This is a genomic window from Paenibacillus foliorum (assembly GCF_013141765.1).
Classification (GTDB): Bacteria; Bacillota; Bacilli; order Paenibacillales; family NBRC-103111; genus Paenibacillus_S; species Paenibacillus_S foliorum.
Genome location: NZ_WHOD01000113.1, coordinates 24,879 through 45,174 on the forward strand (window position 1 = coordinate 24,879; position 20,296 = coordinate 45,174).

At 47.3% G+C, this 20,296-nt stretch carries 14 protein-coding genes and 1 pseudogene; 10 read left to right on the plus strand and 5 right to left on the minus strand.

What is annotated here, in order from left to right:
* Positions 1-15: 15 nt before the first annotated feature.
* The 4 genes and pseudogenes from GC093_RS30415 to GC093_RS36200 all read right to left on the minus strand — a co-directional run.
* Entirely contained in the window at positions 16-4,566 is a 4,551-nt protein-coding gene (locus GC093_RS30415; RefSeq protein WP_246315706.1) for a glutamate synthase-related protein, read from the minus strand.
* Positions 4,567-5,280: 714 nt separating this feature from the next.
* Positions 5,281-6,651 carry a glutamate-1-semialdehyde 2,1-aminomutase gene (locus GC093_RS30420; protein WP_171655700.1) on the minus strand — a complete coding sequence of 457 codons (1,371 nt, stop codon included), beginning with the start codon at positions 6,649-6,651 and terminating at the stop codon, positions 5,281-5,283.
* Between the two features lie 32 nt (positions 6,652-6,683).
* Positions 6,684-7,481: a PhzF family protein gene (locus tag GC093_RS30425; RefSeq protein ID WP_171655701.1), complete on the minus strand. Its 798-nt coding sequence runs from the start codon at positions 7,479-7,481 to the stop codon at positions 6,684-6,686.
* A gap of 610 nt (positions 7,482-8,091) precedes the next feature.
* Positions 8,092-9,198: pseudogene (locus GC093_RS36200) on the minus strand (LCP family protein); the annotation flags it as partial.
* Positions 9,199-9,514: 316 nt separating this feature from the next.
* Here GC093_RS36200 and GC093_RS30435 point away from each other — a divergent pair.
* The 5 genes from GC093_RS30435 to bcp all read left to right on the plus strand — a co-directional run bounded on the left by GC093_RS30435 (position 9,515) and on the right by bcp (position 14,150).
* The gene (locus GC093_RS30435) at positions 9,515-10,582 is read left to right on the plus strand and encodes an ABC transporter ATP-binding protein (protein ID WP_171655703.1); all 1,068 of its coding nucleotides are present in this window, start codon (positions 9,515-9,517) and stop codon (positions 10,580-10,582) included.
* Positions 10,575-11,369 carry an ABC transporter permease gene (locus GC093_RS30440; RefSeq protein WP_171655704.1) on the plus strand — a complete coding sequence of 265 codons (795 nt, stop codon included), beginning with the start codon at positions 10,575-10,577 and terminating at the stop codon, positions 11,367-11,369. Before GC093_RS30435 ends, GC093_RS30440 begins: the two co-directional genes overlap by 8 nt.
* A gap of 4 nt (positions 11,370-11,373) precedes the next feature.
* Positions 11,374-12,159 carry an ABC transporter permease gene (locus tag GC093_RS30445; protein ID WP_171655705.1) on the plus strand — a complete coding sequence of 262 codons (786 nt, stop codon included), beginning with the start codon at positions 11,374-11,376 and terminating at the stop codon, positions 12,157-12,159.
* A gap of 196 nt (positions 12,160-12,355) precedes the next feature.
* Entirely contained in the window at positions 12,356-13,660 is a 1,305-nt protein-coding gene (locus GC093_RS30450; RefSeq protein ID WP_171655706.1) for a serine hydrolase domain-containing protein, read from the plus strand.
* A gap of 22 nt (positions 13,661-13,682) precedes the next feature.
* Positions 13,683-14,150 (plus strand): thioredoxin-dependent thiol peroxidase, encoded by a 468-nt coding sequence (gene bcp, locus GC093_RS30455; protein WP_171655707.1) that lies wholly within the window; start codon positions 13,683-13,685, stop codon positions 14,148-14,150.
* A gap of 68 nt (positions 14,151-14,218) precedes the next feature.
* Here bcp and GC093_RS30460 read toward each other — a convergent pair whose 3' ends face one another.
* Positions 14,219-15,082: an AraC family transcriptional regulator gene (locus GC093_RS30460; RefSeq protein ID WP_246315708.1), complete on the minus strand. Its 864-nt coding sequence runs from the start codon at positions 15,080-15,082 to the stop codon at positions 14,219-14,221.
* Between the two features lie 177 nt (positions 15,083-15,259).
* Between GC093_RS30460 and GC093_RS30465 the strand changes: the two genes are divergently transcribed.
* From GC093_RS30465 to GC093_RS30485, 5 genes are all read left to right on the plus strand, one after another.
* On the plus strand, positions 15,260-16,318 hold the full coding sequence (locus GC093_RS30465; RefSeq protein WP_171655708.1) for a Gfo/Idh/MocA family protein: 1,059 nt from the start codon (positions 15,260-15,262) through the stop codon (positions 16,316-16,318).
* 101 nt (positions 16,319-16,419) lie between these two features.
* Entirely contained in the window at positions 16,420-17,295 is an 876-nt protein-coding gene (locus tag GC093_RS30470) for a sugar phosphate isomerase/epimerase family protein (protein ID WP_171655709.1), read from the plus strand.
* 24 nt (positions 17,296-17,319) lie between these two features.
* The gene (locus tag GC093_RS30475; RefSeq protein ID WP_171655710.1) at positions 17,320-18,162 is read left to right on the plus strand and encodes a sugar phosphate isomerase/epimerase family protein; all 843 of its coding nucleotides are present in this window, start codon (positions 17,320-17,322) and stop codon (positions 18,160-18,162) included.
* 164 nt (positions 18,163-18,326) lie between these two features.
* Positions 18,327-18,644, plus strand: coding sequence for a hypothetical protein (locus GC093_RS30480; RefSeq protein ID WP_216624932.1), 318 nt, complete (start codon positions 18,327-18,329; stop codon positions 18,642-18,644).
* 184 nt (positions 18,645-18,828) lie between these two features.
* Entirely contained in the window at positions 18,829-20,280 is a 1,452-nt protein-coding gene (locus tag GC093_RS30485) for a polysaccharide deacetylase family protein (protein WP_171655712.1), read from the plus strand.
* Positions 20,281-20,296 lie beyond the last annotated feature (16 nt).

The following is a 20,296-nucleotide window of genomic DNA, read 5'->3' on the forward strand; positions in this document are numbered from 1 at the left end:
TTAGTATATATAGTATTATTCAGTTGCAACCGACTGGTCGGCTTGCAGGTTAACAGGTGCAACACGTACGAAGTTAGCTTCAAGATTGGCCAACAAATGATCAACGGTTGCTGCTGCGTCAGCTTGCCCAGAAGCCAGAAGCTCTTGGTGATAAGCGCCCAGTAGTTCATTCAAATCCTTGATGCTTTGCGCTCCGATTTTTTCGATCTTCACTTTGGCGCCTTTGGCAATACGGCGTGTGATAGCTGCTTCATCTAAGCCCATTTCAGGAACTAGACGTTGGTAGATAACACCGCCAGTCATACCAGCGCAAATCCATGGACCTGGGTCGCCAAGTACTACAGCGCGCCCGTTAGTCATGTATTCGAAGGCAAAGCCTTTCATGTTCGCACGGCTCGCAAGACTGCCTAGCTCATCTTGAAGCGGAGAAGTAATTTCACCGCCGAATACAACATCGGCTCCAGAGAAACGAATGCAGGCACGAGTGTCCGCATTACCTTGAACCAGGAACAAGCCTTTTTGTGCACCGTAGCCGAATGATTTACCAACGGAGCCGTTGATGAACTGCTTGTTTTTGCCTAGTGATTTCAGGATGGCCACTTTACCGCCGAACGACATTTTGGCAACGCCGTCCTCAGCACCGCCGTGTACCGTAATATTCAGGCCGCGTGAATTGAATGCACCCAAGCCGTTACCTGGAACGGAACCGTCTACCAAGTTCAAGGATACTTCAGGCAAACTATCATAGCTGCCGTCATACCGGTCTCTTACACGATGGCTGGCATAGCGTGTTCCCAAGATACGGGATTCCGCGTCCACTTTAGACCAATTACGCACGATTGGAGCATCGAAGGAAAGTGAATCCGGGAAGAATTCCTGGCCTTCGGCGCCTGCTGCTATACGGATATCGGATGATACGGCAGCCGCAGCCTCCAATTGAGCTTCTTGAGCAGCTGCGAATGAAATAGGGGCCGGACGCAGGATGTCGGATAGATCGATTTTATCCAAGCAGCTGATTTGCTGCAAAAGATCAGAACGACCAACAAGCTCCTGTGCACTAGTAAAGCCCAATTGAGCTACAATTTCACGAATTTCTTGACCCATGCCGCCGTATAGACGGACGAGTGAATCTACAGCGGTCTCGAATACACGAGGTACGAAACGGCGTAGGCCTTTTTCTTCTGCTTCTTCCATGGAGTCAATTTGTGTTGCAATCCCTACGTGGCAAGTATCCAGATGACAGCCACGGCAAGTGGTACAGCCAATAGCTTGCATGGAGATACTGCCGAATCCACAGCGATTAGCGCCTAACATCATCATTTTGACAACATCTGCACCAGATTTCAAACCACCGTCAGACCACAGCTCAACTCTGTGACGAAGACCAGCTTCGATCAGAGCCACGTGAGCCAGCTTGGTGCCGATCTCAGTAGGCAAGCCTACATGTGTCAAGGAGTGAATACGCGCCGCGCCAGTTCCGCCATCGAAACCAGACAATGTGATAACATCCGCTCCTGCCTTGGCAACACCGACTGCAATCGTGCCGATACCAGGAACGACAGGAATTTTAACATTGATTTTGGCTTTCCGGCCGCTTGCTTCCTTCAGCTCAGAAATGATCTGCGCCAAGTCTTCGATCGAGTAGATATCATGGTTGTTAGAAGGTGAGATCAGGTCAGAACCGATGGTTGCGTTCCGTGCTTCAGCGATTTTAGCTGTAACCTTGGAGCCAGGCAGATGACCGCCTTCTCCAGGCTTCGCACCTTGACCAATCTTGATTTCCAAGAAGGCTACGGCATTGGCCAACTCAACGTTAATTCCGAAACGTCCAGATGCTACCTGCGCGCCGCGAGTTCTTTTGTAACGGCCCAGCATATCTTTAATTTCTCCACCCTCGCCGTTCATGGTTACCATGTTCAGACGCTCGCCGGCTTCCGCATAGGCGCGGAACGCGGTTTCGTTCTGGGAACCAAACGACATGGAGGAGATCAGTATTGGCAAATCGTGACCACCGATCCCAATATCGACTTTCGAAGGCTCCAAAGGCTTACGGCCTTCTTGATGAGCCAGGTCATAATTGAAATCCGCAACGTGGCGAATGGAAATAGGATTGCGTTTCTCTTCCTCGCGCAGCTTATCGCTGTAATCGCTATAAGGAGCTGTGCCTGATGCCGTTTCCCCCAGTGACTTCCACATACGTTGGAAGAAGTGGAAGTTACGCGCAGCTTTGGCTTTTGGATTAGAAAAGTCCTGATAACGGGCTTCAGCATCCTTCTCCAATTCGGCAAAGCCGGTTCCTGCGTTCACGCTTCCCAAATAGTTTACAATATCTAATACATCAGATACTTCCGGTTTTAAACCGATAGACGAGAAGAAACGGGTATAGCCGCGCAGCTCATGTGTCCCAATAGTTGAAATAACTTTCTCCAAGCCTTTGCTGAGGGCACTGTACACTTTGCGTGCAGCAGAAGCTCCGTTCTTATTTGCTGCAGTTCCGAATAGAAGGTAAGGCGAGATTAGGTCAGCGCCCAAACCACAGGCTACAGCAATATCATGCAGGTTGCGAATCGCTGCTGTGCGCAAAACAATAGTAGCTTGACGGCGCAGGTTGTCGCCAAAAGCTAATTTCTCCGCTCTTAGTGCAATGTCTATTTGCGAAACAGCAAGATGTGGCTCCAAGAACAAGCGCTCGTTCTGATGTGCATCCGTATCGTCTAGGATCAACAGCATCGCGCCATTCTTCACTGAAGCTATAGCATCGGCAGCAAGCTGAGCCAACGCATCTTTAATGGAAGAACCGCGGGCGAAGGTTGTAGATAATACGGCAACAGCATGGTCGCCTTGAGCGGCAAACAAGTCTCGAACCTGTTCAAAGCTAAGCTGTCCAAGCTCAGACACGGAGTCAACAGCGTTACTGCCTTCCAATAGCAGAGGCGTCAGCAGTTCAATACGTAAGCGTTGATCCAGCTGACCATAAACGGATGGACGAGGTCCAACGATGATACGTGTGGAGAAATGCTCCATCTCACGGTCGCGGTCAATCGCCGGATTCGTTACGACAGCTACGCTTTCTTTTATAAAGTCAGGGATGTTTTGACGCTCCCAATTAATAGCCGCATGTGGCCCGTCATGACCAAGCGAACGAATCGGCTCGGCGCCGGTTTCGGACATTGTTTCGATCATTTGAATGCCTTCACGGTCCCAACCAAATGCACTATAAAGCGCATCGGTAATGGCAGCATCTTCTAGGGAAGCCGCCTCCACAGATGGCCGTTCATCCTTCAAATGCTTACGCATACCTTCAAACTGAACCTTGCTGCTGGCACGTGTATAAACTAACGATTGAACTTCTGTATAAGGAATTACCTGAACATGCTCACCTGGCGTCAAGATAACGCCAATTTTCTCACCTGGCGCGATAGGCTTCGGATCGGATACCATTTCGTCAACTGTAATTACGCCTTGCTCGGAGGAGAAGTAGAGTGATGTGTCGCTTTCAACCATCCAAACTGGACGTAAGCCCAAAGCATCCACGCTAAAAATACATTCATTTCCATAACGGGATACAATACCTGCCGGACCTTGGGCATAATATCCCCAAACCTGACGATAGTAAACATATAAGTCTTGCAGTTCTGGACGGTATTGTTTCATTTCATTAATGATTGGAGGGAATACGATTTCCATCGCTTCAAATAAGCTAATGCCAAAACGGTGGATGAAAGTTTCGATAGTACGGTTCATGTCCTGGGAATCACTGCCGCCGTCTACGAGCTGAACGCCAACCATGTCGGCTTCAAGACGCAGCTTTTTAACAGTATTAATTTCTCCATTATGACCTAGAAGGGAAAAGGGCTGTACGCGGAAAAAGCTCGATTGTGTATTAGTAGAATAACGGTTATGTCCGATAGTTACTTGCGCAGCAAAAAGTGGATCGCGGGTATCGTTGAAATATTTAGGAAGGATGCTTGCAGCACCCATAACTTTGTAGGCTGCTGTTACATTGCTCAATGTAGCTACATGAACGTTATAGCGGCGCTCAATCGCGGTGTGCAACTCGAATAAATGATCGGCTACAACAACCTCTTGTTGTTCGCATATAGCTGCAATTTGCCAGAAGGTGGGTTCATCGTTCAACCCGTTGGCACCAAGCACACTGCTGTCTACTTGATTTTCTTGCTCCAGAATGATTGTGATCTGGTGTTGGGCGAACAACTCGCGAATGCCATCCTGCATGTCTGCTGCAGAAATATCCAGCTTACGAGGTACGAATATATGGGCAACGGAAAAACGTCCATCGTACGCAAGTTTACCATCTAAGCCTGAGTCTGTTAGTTTCTTTTCCCATAGAGCTCTTGGAATATCGGTCAAAATACCGCATCCATCACCCTCGCCGTTAATAAAACCCGAACGATGTTCCATTTTTACAAGGGCATCAATCGTTTTGCGGATGTTATCTCGGGACGGGAACCCATCTTTCTCAACGATACAGATGATACCGCAGCTGTCGTGCTCGGTACCTAATAAATTTTGAAAACGGCCTTCATTACGCATTATTTCGTTCATTGTTGTGGTCAGCAGGCTGACCGTCACCTCCCAATAAAGTGTATGGGACTATTAAATCGTCCTCAAGCAGAGTTGTTGATGCAGATTCGTATAAGCGGACGAACCTAGTAACACAGAACGGATGAATAAAAATTCACTTATACTGTATAAATGAATTCTGTGGCAGTCTGTCAACGGTTGTGAATGAAGATTGTGTGTGCTGTAACAACAAAAAATAATGTGCTCACCTCGACAAAATGAGCTCTTATCGGTATGGTTTTTAGGTCAAAAACCTTACGTTTAGCCGATTTTTTTGAAAAATAGAGTATGTATAGAATATCACGAATTGATTAGCTGCACAATAGAGCATTATGGAGAAAGAATAAATGAAAGCGTTCCCTAATGTGCATAAATGGTGAATAAAGGGAAAATAAAGCAGTGTGGTGCTTTTTTGTAAAGACGAACGAACAAATGGAATCATTAGGAAATGGTTCGTCTTTGGCTGGATTGGTTGTTTGAAGTGATTAACAATCTAGGGGTAAAGGCATTGGGTAAATCGTCAAATTCGCATGGATAAACGGCTGTGACGAATCTTGAGGGAGTGTGTCGAACAACTCTGAGCAAAGTAGAGAATAAAGACTTACCTAATTTTACAAAAAAAGGAGGCTCCACATGCAAGCCGCCTTTCTATTTAAGTAGAACAAAAGAAGTTTGACACATGTACTCAGTATCTTGCTATTTTTTAAGAATTGACGAGCTGATAGGATCCTGGGCCATTACGGCAAAAGCACGCTCTGCCGCTGCTATTGTAGCGGCAATGTCGTCATCGGTATGGGCAGATGTCATAAACCATGCCTCATACTTGGAAGGAGCGAGACAGATGCCTTGATCGAGCATCAGTCGGAAGAAGCGGGCGAACTGCTCACCGTCCGTATCCTGCGCTTCTTCGTAGTCGCTTACGGGATGGCTGCAGAAGTGGGTAGACAGCGACCCTCGGATGCGGTTGATCGTCAGCGCGATACCGTGCTCGCGCGCGGCTGCCGCCAGGCCGGCTTCGAGTCCGGCCGCGAGCTTGTTGAGCCGGTCGTACAGACCCGGCTCTTGCAGTGCCTGCAGGCATGCAATGCCTGCAGAAATCGACGCAGGGTTGCCTGCCATCGTCCCCGCTTGATAAGCGGGGCCAAGGGGCGCTACCTGCTCCATGATGTCCTTGCGGCCCCCGTAGGCGCCAATCGGCAGTCCACCGCCGATGATTTTGCCCAGGGCCGTGAGGTCTGGCTCGATGGCCGCGAGGCTAGGCGCCTCCAGGCCATCGAAGGTTTGCGCTGCGCCGTAATGAAAGCGGAACGCTGTGATCACCTCGTCATAGATGACGAGGGAGCCGTTCCGCCGCGCTGCGGCGCATAGCCCTTCGAGGAAGCCCGGCTTTGGCATGACCATGCCGAAGTTGCCCACGATGGGTTCAACCATGACAGCGGCGATTTCGTTGCCCCACCGATCTAGTGCAGCTTCCAGTGCCTCTACGCTGTTATACGGCACAGTGATGACTTCGCTTGCGATGCTTGACGGTACACCCGCGCTATCAGGAATCCCAAGCGTCGATGGGCCTGAGCCCGCTGCAACCAGCACGAGGTCAGAATGGCCGTGATAACAGCCGGCGAACTTAATAATCTTATTACGCCCTGTATAAGCGCGGGCGACTCGAATGGTCGTCATCACAGCTTCCGTACCGGAGTTGACGAAACGTACCTTATCGAGCGAAGGAATGGCTGCCTTGATCAACTGAGCGAATTCGATTTCTAGCTCAGTAGGTGTGCCGAACAGGGTACCGTTCTCCGCAGCATGGCATATAGCAGCTGTTACCTTCGGGTGGGCATGACCCAGGATAATAGGGCCATATGCGGCTAAGTAATCGATGTAGCGGTTGCCATCCTCGTCCCAGAAGTAGGCTCCTTTACCTCGTTTCATAAAGACAGGGGCACCGCCGCCAACTGCTTTAAAGGAGCGGGATGGGCTGTTAACGCCCCCTACAATATGCTGCAGCGCTTCCTTATAAAGCACCTCAGAGCGGGGTTTTGTAATAGATTCAATGGATTGTTTAGTCATACGAAAAAAACTCCTCTTTTATACTATAAATGCTAACGCATGATCAGTCCTTTGACGATAATAACGGCTTGTCCCCTGATAAGAACGCGGTCACCCGCCATTTGCAGCCTGAGAAGGCCGCCTCTTTCTGACAGCTGTGCAGCTGTGAAGGTGCTTTTTCTCAGCTTGTCCTGCCAATAAGGGACTAGCCCACAATAGGCTGAACCGGTAACTGGATCTTCATCGATGCCGATTGGAGAGTAGAAGCAGCGGGCAACAAAATCGAAATCTTCATGGTCCGAAAGGCTTGTTACGATAAGTCCCCGAGCTGGAAGCTCCTTCAGCTTTTTGAAATCTGGTTTTAGTGCTCTTATAGAAGCTTCCGATTCGAGCTCAATAATATAATCCAGCCTGTTACGATAAACCGCAGAAGGAATAATTCCATTCAATGCTTCGACTAAAACTTGCGGCATTTCAGCAGGGGATGGAGGCTCTGACGGAAAGTTCAGTTCAATTCCATCATCTAACCGCTTTGCAGTCAACACTCCGCTCTTGGTATGGAAGCGCAAATGTTTAAAGCGGTAAGCTTCACCGGTTTCCCAGAGCACTTGAGCGCTTGCTAATGTGGCGTGGCCGCATAAATCCACTTCATATTTCGGTGTAAACCACCGGAGCTTGTAGCTTCCGCTGCCCATGTCAACTAGAAAGGCAGTCTCCGATAAATTAGTTTCAGCAGCGACCTGCTGCAGCCAACGATCATCTTCAGGAAATTCATCGAGAATACAGATCGCTGCGGGATTTCCAGTAAAAGGAGTAGCGGTGAATGCATCAACCGTATAAATAGGGATCATTTCGATCAGCCCCTTCCTATTAAAAGGAATTGCATAAGTGCTTGTCAGATATTATTTGTCATTTTGGTATTGATGTTGTTCTTATTACTGTCTATTATCAAATTCCCCCCATTCGCCTAAAGCTTGATCAGGGGGCGGGGGTTCCGGTTCCGTTCGTTCCGTTGTTTTTCGATCCACTGGCAGGAGTCGTAATAGCATTGCCTTGTTTTCCGTCAGCGGCAGGTATAGTAGTTGCCTCTCCCGGCTTGGCTCCAGTATGAGCATTGCTCGGCCCACCGTTTTTGCTATCTGTAGTGGGAGGGCCTGAGTTGATGTTTTTTTCGCCTGCAGGGGGTGATTGGCTTTGCCCACTGCTTTTGCCACCTATAATCGGGGGCGATCCCGTACTGATTGTTTTTTCACCTGCAGTTGGTGAGCTGCTTGCTCCGCTATTAGGCTTGTCATTTGCAGTTGGTTTAGAGTCAGAGGCAGTCGAAGTATTGCTGCTAGGCTTATTAGGTACGGCTACAGGCGTTGTACCAGAGCCGTCTAGTTTGGCCCCAGTTAAGGGGGGCGCTCCTGCTGTACCGGTTTTTAGGCTGTTGTTAGGCAAAGAGCCGGCCCCACTGCTTTTTGTGCCGTCTGCGGGCGGAGGGCTTGTTGCAGTGCTTTTAATGCCTATGTTTGAGCTTGGCGTAACCTTGGACGAACTGCTCTTCTGACTTTCTTTTACTCCCGCTGCTGCTGTGGAAGGATCAGTTCCGTTGAATAATGCCTGAATATAGGCTTGCAGCTTATCGCGGTTTACAGAGATGACTTCTGCACTGCCTACCCGCTTCTCAATCAGCAGCTCGGAAGGAGGGATTTGTTGACTTACCATTCCTTCAGTTTTAGCCTCGTAGCCCAAGCTTCCGAGCTTTAGCATATCGGTTGTGGTAAGATTAGTTTCAATATAAGGATCTATACTGCTCAAAATTTTCGGAAGCTTAATGATGGATGAGGTGCTTTGCATCTTTTGGGCAACGGCCTGCATAAAATTCCTTTGCCGCTCTGTTCGTGCAAAATCGCTTAATGCATCATGCCGGAACCGAACATACTGAAGCGCCAATTTGCCATCCAAATGCTGCATCCCTTTTTTAAGATTAATATCGTATTCATGACCATCCTCGGAGTCCGAGTACTTCATGTTTTTTTCTACATCGATATCTATACCGTCTATGGCATCAACGAGAGCCATAAAGCCTTTAAAGTCGGTATAAACATAGTATTGCACAGGAATGCCAAGAAGGTCTCCCACGGTTTTCATAGCCAAATTTGGACCGCCGAGTGCCAAGGCTGCATTGATACGGTCTTCGCCAGAGCCTGGAATTTTCACATACGTATCACGTAAGATAGAGAACAAGTACGCTTTCTTGGTAGTTGGGTCAATAGAGGCTACGATTAACGTGTCTGAGCGCGGTACCTCATTCTTTTTCATGCCACGGGAATCTCCACCAAGCAGCAGCACATTCACTCGCTGTTTGCCTTCCCATTTGGGAGGAGTGAAGGTTTCGCCTGTTTTTGAAATGTTGTGGGTTGATAGGGTATTAAAAAATTTACTGCCTTCCGGCTTGCTTTGTATATTATTGCTGAAGTTTACAAATGCATATGTATAATATCCGACTATCCCAAAGAGCAGTATACCTATCGACAGCAATGACCATTTTAGTTTTCTAGCCAATTGATCCACCCCTTTCATCAAGTGTCTGTTTCTTTTCCTTTGCGATGGGTTCGTGTATCATAATGCATATAGCGTTTGACAATGCTGCGGGATCATACATGAATGGCTAGTGGAAACTTTTTCAGGTAAAGGAGCCGCTTAGAATTGAATCAGATGGTAGGCTGGGACGCTGCGGCATTCAATGCATGGCCTCTTATAATTATTATAGTTTGTTTGCTTAATTTATATCAAGTTTCAACATAATCGGACAAAATAAGCTGAGAAGGAACATTGCAATCCCCCTTTGTGCTTGTGGAGGTCTGTCGTAATTTAAAAAAACCATCAGGAGGAACATATGCTAGCTATTGATGTGAAGGATCTGCGAAAGGAGTTCAAAGTTCAAAAGAGCCGTGAAGGCCTAAAAGGAGCTTTGCGCGACCTGTTTAATCGAGAGTATAACCAAGTCACAGCTGTAAAAGACATTAGTTTTCAAATTCCAAAAGGGGAAATTTGCGGTTACATTGGTGAGAATGGAGCAGGCAAGTCCACTACGATCAAAATGTTAACCGGCATTCTGGTTCCGACCTCCGGTGACATCCGGGTAAATGGCTACGTACCTTATAAAGATAGGGAAGCTTTCGTTCAGCATATTGGCGTAGTATTCGGTCAAAGGAGCCAGCTTTGGTGGGATATCGGTGTTATTGAATCCTTTCAGCTGTTGAAAAAGGTGTACCGTGTCTCAGAAGCTGACTTCAAGGAGCGGCTGGATGAGCTGGTTCAGCGATTAGAACTGGCTGAGCTGTTAACCCGCCCTGTACGGAAGCTGAGCTTAGGACAACGTATGCGCTGCGAGCTAGCGGCATCATTGCTGCATAATCCGCAAATCGTGTTTCTGGATGAGCCGACCATCGGGCTGGATATTGTAGTTAAGACCGAGATTCGCGAGTTTTTGAAATCGATGAATCAACGCTATGAGACGACCATTCTGCTAACTACGCATGATCTTCAGGATATTGAAGCGCTTTGTTCCCGTGTTATTATGCTTGACGATGGGCGAATTATTTATGACGGCGGCTTGGAAGAGCTGAAGGCGAAGTGGGGCAAGGGTAAAGAGGTGATCCTTCAGTTTACCGAACCCGTAACGCTTGAGCGGCTGCAAGGGCTGACCCAAGGGCTTGAGGTTGCTTGGTCGCTCGAAAACGATCTTATTGCCCGTGTATGGATCCCGCAGCAGAAAGCCAATGTATCCGAGGTGCTCAGCCGCGTAGTTGGTGTGATGAATATCGAAGATATCAAAATCGTTGAGACGAATACAGATGACATAGTTCGTGAAATCTATAAATCAGGTTCGGCTGATGCCGAAAACCGCCGCAGCCTCGGACAAGTGTCCCAGGAGGAACAGGAAGAGGCCGTACATGTATAGCGCTTATATCGACATGATTCGCATCCGCTTCTTAATGATGCTGGCTTACCGGGTCAATTATTACAGCGGCATCATTATCTACGCGCTCAACATTGGAGCGTATTATTTCCTATGGAAAGCTATTTATGGTACGAACGAAATGCTGGGCGGGATGACTGTAGCCCAGATTACTACATACGTTGCCGTATCCTGGATGGCGCGTGCCTTCTATTTCAATAATTTGGACAGGGAGATCGCGAATGAAATCAAGGATGGCAGTGTTGCCATTCAGTTTATTCGTCCCTACAATTATATCATTGTAAAAATGATGCAGGGCCTGGGAGAAGGTATATTCCGTTTCTTCCTGTTCTCTGTGCCTGGAATGTTCGTCATTTCGTTCTTGATTCCGGTCAAGCTTCCTACCGATCCTGAGGTTTGGGGAGTTTTCCTGTTGATGCTGTTTTTGAGCTTTCTTATTAATTCGCAGATCAATATTATTACAGGCTTATTCGCGTTCTTTCTTGAAAATAACGAAGGCATGATGCGCATGAAGAGAGTCGTGGTCGATCTGTTTTCAGGGTTAGTGGTGCCGATGTCATTCTTCCCAGGCTGGGCGGAAGGTATCTTGAAGCTGCTTCCTTTTCAAGCGATAACGTATTTGCCGGGCGCTGTGTTTACAGGAAAAGTAAGCGGCAGCGCGGTTTACCAGGTGTTCGGCGTACAGCTTCTATGGTTTGTCCTGCTGATCGTTCCGCTCTACCTGCTATGGCGCGGCGCACGGACACGGCTGTTCGTGCAGGGAGGTTAATGGGATGTTTTATGCAGGCTTACTAATCGATTATTTAAAAAATTATATGAAAACGCGCTTGTCCTACCGTTCCGATTTCTGGATCGAAGTGTTATCGGATCTGTTGTTTAATGGTTTGAATTTGTTTTTCATTCTGGTCGTGTTCCAGCATACTCAGCAGATTGGCGAATGGAATGAGCATCAAATTTTATTTGTTTATGGCTATTTTATGGTGCCCTACGGTATTTTTATTACCTTTTTTAACCTGTGGGGATTTACGGAACGATATATTGTGAAAGGCGAGCTGGACCGTATCCTAACAAGACCAGCCTATAATCTGGTACAGCTTATGCTGGAAAATATGGACCCATCCTCGCTGTTCAGCGCCTTGACCGGATTTGCGATCATGATATATTCCTGGACGCACTTGGGTCTTAGTCTGACCTGGTATGATCCGTTCGTGCTCGTGCTGCTTGTATTGGGCTCCATTATGATCTACGGAGGAGTGTACATTTTCTTCACTTCATTGTCGTTTTTCTCAGATTCGCCGACGGGAATTTTACCGCTGCTATGGAATTTGCAAAACTATGGCCGGTACCCGATGACGATTTATAACAAGCTGCTTGGCTTTTTGTTGACTTGGGTGCTGCCATTCGGCTTCGTCGGCTTCTATCCTGCCGCTTACTTTCTCGATCGTGAGCATTGGGGGACCTTCGCGCTGCTGACGCCGCTTGTTGGTTTGGTGTTCCTGGCGTTTGCGCTTGCTGTATGGAATTTTGGAATCAAGCGTTACCGCGGCGCTGGTTCTTAAGGGTCAGGGAAAGCTGCGATAGAAAAAGGAAATCTACGTCAGTAACGTGGTACGTGGCAATTCTAAGAGAAGTTTTTTCAGTAAAAATTCAGCTAATTTTAAGCAAACTTTTAGCTAAATATCATAGTTTCTTCACCTTTTTTCCTAGGCGGTACTCTATAATTTGATATATAGAGACTCAGGAGGGAGCACGGAGATGAAACCTTTAGATAAAAAAGAAGCGAAAAATTCGGATACAGAAGCTGCACAAAAACGAAGCAGTCGTCTACCGCAAAAGAGCGGATTGCTTCTATTATGCTGTATGATGGCGACAACGACAGCATGCGGGCAAGCAAAAAAGGCCTCACCTGTAAATGCTTCGTCGTCGCAAAACGCCTATTCCAGCGAGCAAGTGATTCAATCCATCGAACAAGTGAAACCTCTTGACTATTGGCCTACCAAAGGCTGGAAAACCGCAAAGCCTGAGGAGCATGGTGTCGATTCAGCGGCACTTGCCGAGATGGTAGAGCAATTTAAAGGGCATAATCTGCACAGCTTTGCTCTCATCCGAGATGGCTATTTACTAGCTGAGGGATATAATCAAGAGACAGATGCGGATAAGCGCCAGCCGATGTACTCGGTAACGAAAAGTGTTACTTCAGCGATTACCGGTATGGCTATCCAAGAAGGCATCCTAAAGGGAGTCGACCAGAAGCTTAAGGATTTTTTCCCCGAGGTTCAGAAGGATGAGAAGAAAGCCAACATCACAATAGGCAACATACTTACAATGACCTCAGGGTTAGAGTGGGATAATAAGGGGGATCGCTCATCCAATGAGATGGCCGATTCTCCTAATTGGATTAAGTATGTGATTGATAAGCCTGTTGTGGCTCAACCGGGTACGGTGTTTAATTACAGTAACGGCAGCTCTCACTTAATGTCTGGGATCCTGCAAGAAGCACTCGGAATTCCGATTAATTATTATGCTAAATCCAAGCTTTTCGACCCCTTGGGGATAAGTAATGCGGCATGGGGCGTCGATCCACAAGGAGTCGCTGTCGGTGGATGGTCCTTGCAGCTAACGACAAGAGATATGGCTAAGTTCGGACTCATGTATTTGCATAAGGGGCAATGGGAAAACAAAGAAATTGTGCCGAGCAAATGGGTGGAGGCTTCTGTACAGCAGAAAGTAGAACAGCCTATCATAGATGGCACACACGGCGGTTACGGATATTTTTGGTGGCTTAAGCCGATATCCAATGAACAGAATGAAGTTCTGGATCACGATGTATTCTATGCATCAGGGTCGGGAGGCCAACGGATTTTCGTCATTCCTGACTATAATTTGATTTTAGCAGTGACGGCGGATAACCAGAAGGAAGGCTACATGCCGGAGCAGATGCTGGTAAAGGCAGCGATGGCTGTAAGATCGGATAAGCCGCTGCAGGCAAACGCAGAGGCAGAGGCTAAGCTGCAGGCCTCGCTCAAGGGCTTTAAAGCGACGGCAGATAAGCCGGAGTAAGGTTAGGAAGGATTTGAGAATTTTGGCTCACATAGAGATAGGTCAAGTGGTACCAGATTTTACGCTTTCGGCCAGCAATGGACAGGAGGTTTCCTTGGAGCAGTACAGAGGGAAGAGGCTTGTGATCTATTTTTATCCAGCCGATATGACTCCGAGCTGTACACAGGAAGCTTGTGATTTTCGTGATTTTAACGGTCAGTTTGCACAATTGAATGCTGAGGTGATCGGAATAAGCCCCGATGACCTGAAGAAGCACGACAAATTTATAGCGAAATACGAGCTGCCGTTTCTACTGCTGTCCGATCCGGATCACCAGGTTTGCGAGCTATTCGGTATATGGCAGCTTAAAAAGCTGTATGGTAAAGAGTATATGGGAGTTGTGCGCTCAACCTTCTTATTGGATGAGAGCGGCAAGCTCGTTAAGGAATGGCGCAAGGTGAGGGTGAAGAATCACGCAGCGGAAGTATTGCAGGCTTTGAAGGAAATGTAGAAAAGGACAGGTTTTCTTAAGCAGAAATGCTTACAGGAGACCTGTCTTTTTTTTGGTGAAAATAAATCTCACATATTCTTGCGATAAACGTTCGGAGCCAGCCCCACATATTTCTTGAAAAGCCGTGAGAAGTAGAAAACATCCTTATAGCCTAATGTATCGGAAATTTCTTTGATGGTCAGGTCCGTGTTTAATAATATGTTTTTGGCTTCCGCGGCCTTCAGCCGGTGGATGTATTCATTGAGAGGATATCCGGTATACTCGCCGATGCTGCGCCGTAGCGTGGAAAGTGAGATGTGATGGCGTTTGGCTAATTCGGCGGCATCGATTGGTTGGAGCAGCGAATTGGATATATCCTCGAGAATATGGATCATTTGCTGGGACTTGCCGCTTTCGGGAATTTGGTTTGCACTCCAAATAAACTCGTATAGCAGGGATTCAAGCAGCAGCGAGGCACGGTCCACATTTACAGGCGACCCGTTCTCCATGAGCATGAAGATGCGATCAATTTTATTTTGTAAAGAATCATCCGTCCCGACCTGAGTGACCCTCCCAGGATGAATGGGCCAATACTCCAACCATTCCTTTACCCGCTCACCCTCCATATTGAAATAATATTCATCCCAATAGCCGTTAACCTCAGGGCCATACTCAAAGACAGCATCCGGATAAAACCAGAACAAGCTCCCTGCTTCTACGGGTTGATTTACTCCGTCATTTACTTGGTAGTAGCCCCGCCCGCCCGTTATATATACAAGTGCCCATGTTTGAAAAGTAGCTGCGGTCCTTCTAAGAGTTCTGCCAGGCAAATGCCCGACGTTGGTGACGGTTAATGTCTTCAGGTTTAGCTTGCTTTTATCTACCTTGCGATCGATGATACGAATCGGAACAGGACTGATCATATAGTCCATGAAACTTGTTACTTTGTACATTCACGTCTGCCTCCGATGCATGGTATGGTTGGTTTACTATGATCCTTGTATGCTTCATATCAGTAGTTTGGTATGAACATATGCAACATGCTCATTCATTTAATTGTATCTTGAAAGCGCTGTTTGGAAAAGAGATTTCCAAGCGGTAACGCCCACCATGGAGAGGAACGATAACACATGTCTAAAGTAAGAGTCGCCGTCATTGGCGCGGGATCTATTTCGAATGTTCATTTAACGGCTTATGCGGCCAATCCGGATGTTGAGCTGGTTGCGATTTGTGACCTCAATGGGGAGAGGGCGAAGGAAAAGGCTGCACAATTTAAAGCTTCCAAAACCTTCACCGACTACAAGGAGATGTTGGCCGACCCAGAAATCGACGCGGTTAGCATCTGCACCTGGAACAACACCCATGCAGAGATCAGTATCGCTGCGCTGGAAGCAGGCAAGCATGTGCTATGCGAAAAGCCTCTCTGTAAAACGGTGGAAGAGGCGCTGAGGGTCGAGGAAGCGGTACGGCGAACAGGTAAGCTGCTGCAGGTTGGTTATGTAAGGCGATTCGGACAAAATGTACAGACACTGCGTAAATTTATCGACGCGGGTGAGCTTGGGGATATTTATTATGCAAAAGCCTCCTGCTTGCGCCGGTTAGGCAATCCTGGCGGATGGTTCGCGGATAGCGAGCGTTCTGGCGGTGGGCCCTTGATCGATCTTGGAGTTCATATCATTGATCTATGCTGGTATTTGATGGGCAAGCCTAAGGTTAAATCCGTTAGCGGAAATACATACCGAAAGCTCGGCAATCGTAAGCATATTGAGAATTTAGCTTTTTATAAAGCGGCGGATTACGATGCTGACAAAAACGATGTGGAAGATTTAGCGAATGCGCTAATTCGGTTTGAAAATGGGGCATCTTTGTTCGTGGATGTCAGCTTCACGCTGCATGCCAAAAAAGATGAGCTGACCGTCAAGATTTACGGTGAAAACGGTGGGGCTGAGATTGAGCCTGAGCTGCAGATTATTACGGAAAAGCATGAAACCATTTTGAACGTTACACCGCAAATTGACCAGCCTAGCTTCGAGTTTCAGCAAGCCTTTAAAGCTGAAATTAACCATTTCATCGAATGCTGCCAAGGTAAAGCCGAATTGCTTAGCCCGGTAGAGGATGGCGTGGAGATGCTGAAAATTTTGTGTGGAATCTATCAGTCAGCGGCCGAAGGCAAAGAAATACAATGGTAATTTTGGGCACACAGCCCGTGCAAGGAGTCTCCTAAAGAGAGGCATAGCTACATGGTTTGTCCCATTTAACTTTAGGTTCGGGGAAGAAAGGATGAGTTACTGTGAAGTTAACTAATAAAATCGGCGTTATTGTAGACAGCTTCGGAATTGGAGTGCGTTCAGGACTCTTAAAAGCTAAGGATGTAGGTGCGCAGGGTGTTCAAATTTATGCGGTGAGCGGGGAGATGGATCCTGCCAATCTGCCGGCTCAGGCACGCAAGGAGCTCAAAAGCTACATCGATTCGCTAGGTTTGGAGATTTCAGCGCTTTGCGGTGATTTGGGTGGGCATGGCTTCCAGGATCGCAAAGCCAATCACGAGAAAGTGGAGAAATCGAAACGAATTCTCGATCTGGCCATGGAGCTTGGAACAAACATCGTGACGACCCATATCGGAATTGTGCCTGACGATACGCAGCATGAGGTGTATGATTCGATGCAAGCTGCTTGTGAGGAACTGAGCAATTATGCACGTAGCATGGACGCTTATTTCGCGATCGAAACCGGTCCGGAGAAGGCGGCGCATTTGAAAGCTTTTCTGGACTCGCTCACCGTTAATGGAGTATCCGTTAATTTTGACCCCGCCAACATGGTGATGGTGACAGGAGATGATCCGGTGCAGGGAGTTCATATTCTAAAAGATTATATCGTCCACACCCATGTTAAAGATGGAGTGCGCCTCCGCGAAGTCGATCCTAGGGAAATATACGGCTTTCTCGGCTATGAAAAGATGGATCATCAAAAAATTGCTGAGATGGGCTCCGACGGTCAAGCCTTCAGAGAAGTGCCTCTAGGTGAGGGGAAAGTTCCGTTTAAAGAGTATTTTGCTGCGCTTCAGGAGATTGGTTATTCGGGTTATTTGACTATTGAACGCGAAGTTGGCAATCAACCGGAGACGGATATTCGCAAAGCGGTTTCCTTTATTAATGCTTTTAAATAATGGCAGAGGAGAGGGAGTCTTGAGATGAAAATAGCATTAAGTGTGTGGAGCTGCCATCAAAACTTTTATAACAAAACATGGTCAAATGCAGATTTTATTGATTTCGTTGGAACTACCCAAGCTGCTGGTGTGGAGCTGTTAAGTATGTTTTGGAATGCCGAGACGGATATCCCGCAGGTGCATGAGGCGCTGCAGAGGAATAACCTGAAGCTGGCCTGCTTCGGTGCATGTAATAATCTGGCTGAACGGGATGAAGCAAAGCGCAAAACGCAGGTTCAAGATATTTTGACAAGTGTGGATATGGCGGCCCTGCTGGGTGCGGAGGTGGTTCGAATATTTTCAGGAGACCCCTCTGAGGGGTTGACCTTCGAGGAAGCTAAGGTGTGGATTATCGAGGGGCTGAAGGAAGCGGCGGCTTATGCCGAGGAGAGAGATATAACACTGTGCTTGGAAAACCACGGACATTTTGCAGGAAAAGCCAGCCAGGTTAACGACATTATCCGAGAGGTTGGCTCGCATGCATTAAGAAGCACATTTGATACGGGAAACTTCCTGTTGGTGGACGAAAATCCAAGTGCCGCAATTGAGCAATTACTGCCTGTTATATCTCATGTTCATTTGAAAGATTTCAAGAAGGTAACGCCTGATGAGCAGCAGGGAAAAACATATACATCACTAAGCGGAGCCATTTATGCAGGTCAAGCGCCAGGAGAAGGGGATGTAAATTTGCCACTCATACTGTCACAGCTGAAGGCTGTTGATTATGACGGTTGGCTGGCTGTGGAGTACGAGGGGAATGAAGATCAGCAGCAAGCTTCAACTCGCTCTATTAATAATTTGCATGAGTTGATGCAAAAGGCAAATTGAAATTCATAGGCAAATGAAGATAAGGGACTTGGCGCAGTGATGCGATCAGGTCTTTTTGAATATTAGGGATGAACCGAACACGCTCTCCATGGCTATTCCTGGGCATGACATTCATGGGTTATGCTAAGAAAGAAAAGCGCGAGGTGAGATTTGCCTACTTGCGCATGATATTACGATTGCAAAAGAAGCTGGATGAAGCGCGGATTGCGCTTATCATTTCTGTAGCCGATATGTATTTTGATCCCAATAAAGAGCAGGAAGAATCGATTCTCCGTGAATTTAGAGAACAATACCCGGAAGAAGGTGAAACGCTTATGGAACTAATGCTGGCTTGGAAGAAATGGGCTTATGAGGAAGGAATAGAAAAAGGCATAGAAAAAGCGGTTCTTAAAATGCTCAATAAAGGGTTCACACCTGAAGAAGTAGCTGAAACGCTCGAATTGCCGATGGACGATATCCGGAAATTAGCCGCTAAGGAATGATCTATGAAAAATAATGCCGAAGAAGAATTTGCTGCTGCAGATTCCACTTCGGCTTTTTTGTATTTTCATTTGAAGGGTTTAGACAAAGAGCTCGAAATTGTAAAAAATAATTCATGCATACGATCAGTAAACCTCCCATATAGTCTGATAGTTGAAATTAATAGATTATGCGGAGGGATTCATCATGCCTAGCTTGTCTCATGTTCATCTATTCCGGCGTATCAGCCTGTTTCTCAGCTTGATGCTTGTCATGATTTATTTTATGGAACCGGTTTCTAAGGCGAATGCCGCAGCCAATGATGAAGAGAGACAGGAGACTTACGAGCAATTAAAATCCGGAAAGCGGATATGGACGGATAAAGCTTATGTGAAGCCGGAGCAACCCACGGTATATTTAACGTTTGATGACGGGCCAAGTAAGCTGACAGACAGGGTGTTGGATATTTTGCGGGAAGAGGGTGTGCTGGCAACCTTCTTTATGCTGGGTGAACAGGTCGAGACCTATCCAGAGAAGGTGCGGCAGGCTGTTAAGGATGGGCATGCGATAGGTAATCATACTTACAATCATAAATATAACGAGCTGTATAGCAGTGTTGCGACGTTCTGGAAGCAGATTGAGCAAACTGAGCAAGCATTGGATGAAGCGGCAGATGTGAGAACAAAGTTGGTGCGAGCACCTGGGGGGACGTTCGGTAATTTTGATGCATTTTACTATTATTATTTAGATCAAGCGGGATTCGAGGTGCATGATTGGAATGTCGACAGTGGGGATTCCAAAAGAGTGGGGGTTCCAGCAAGCGAAATCATCCAGACTGTAAAAAACGGTCCATTTGGAGATGAGGTGATTTTGCTAATGCATGATGGGACTGGGCATGAGCAAACGGTGAAGGCGCTGCCTGATATTATCCGATTGTTTAAGGCCAAAGGGTACGCCTTCGCTCCGCTCAGCCCACAGGTGAAGCCAGTGCATTTCTCAGCAGGTAAAATCAAATGGAACCGGTCAGTTGGGCAAGCCTTGCACAATAAACTGTCAGCTGAAGCGGGAGAGCAGCGGCTTGTATTTGAAGAATGGAACGCCGAACAAGAACAGGGATCGACACAACAAGAAGCGGGAGGATTGCAAGTGCAAGGGCCAGCTGAGGAAGTATGGAGTGTACAGGAGCAACAGGTGTTGAAGGGGACGGCATTCGAAGGGAATAATAGAAATGTGGGAAACCAATCGATGCCGTTCGCGCCATTGGAGATTATTCTGGGCAGCGGTAAGCTGCTCTTTGAACCAGGCAAATATCGGATGATCGATGGGCATAACCTGGTACCGGTACGTAATCTGATAGAAGCTATGGGAGGTCATGCAGAATGGCGTGAGGGTCAGCATACAGCTGCCGTTCATTATGGATCACGAGTGATTGAATATGATTTTTCACATCATGAAATGCGCGTGAATCAGGGTGGGAAGCAGACCGTCTACCATTTACCTCAGATGGAGCTAAGGGATGGGACGGTATACGTGCCGCTTCGCAAGACGGTAGAGCTGCTGGGCAGCCACATCGTCTCGTATGGAGTGGACAAAGACAACGGGCGAATGCAGGTCGAGGTTGCGCTTACCGGTGGATATGCATTCACGTATGGATTCTAGTGGGCAGTAGGTCGGG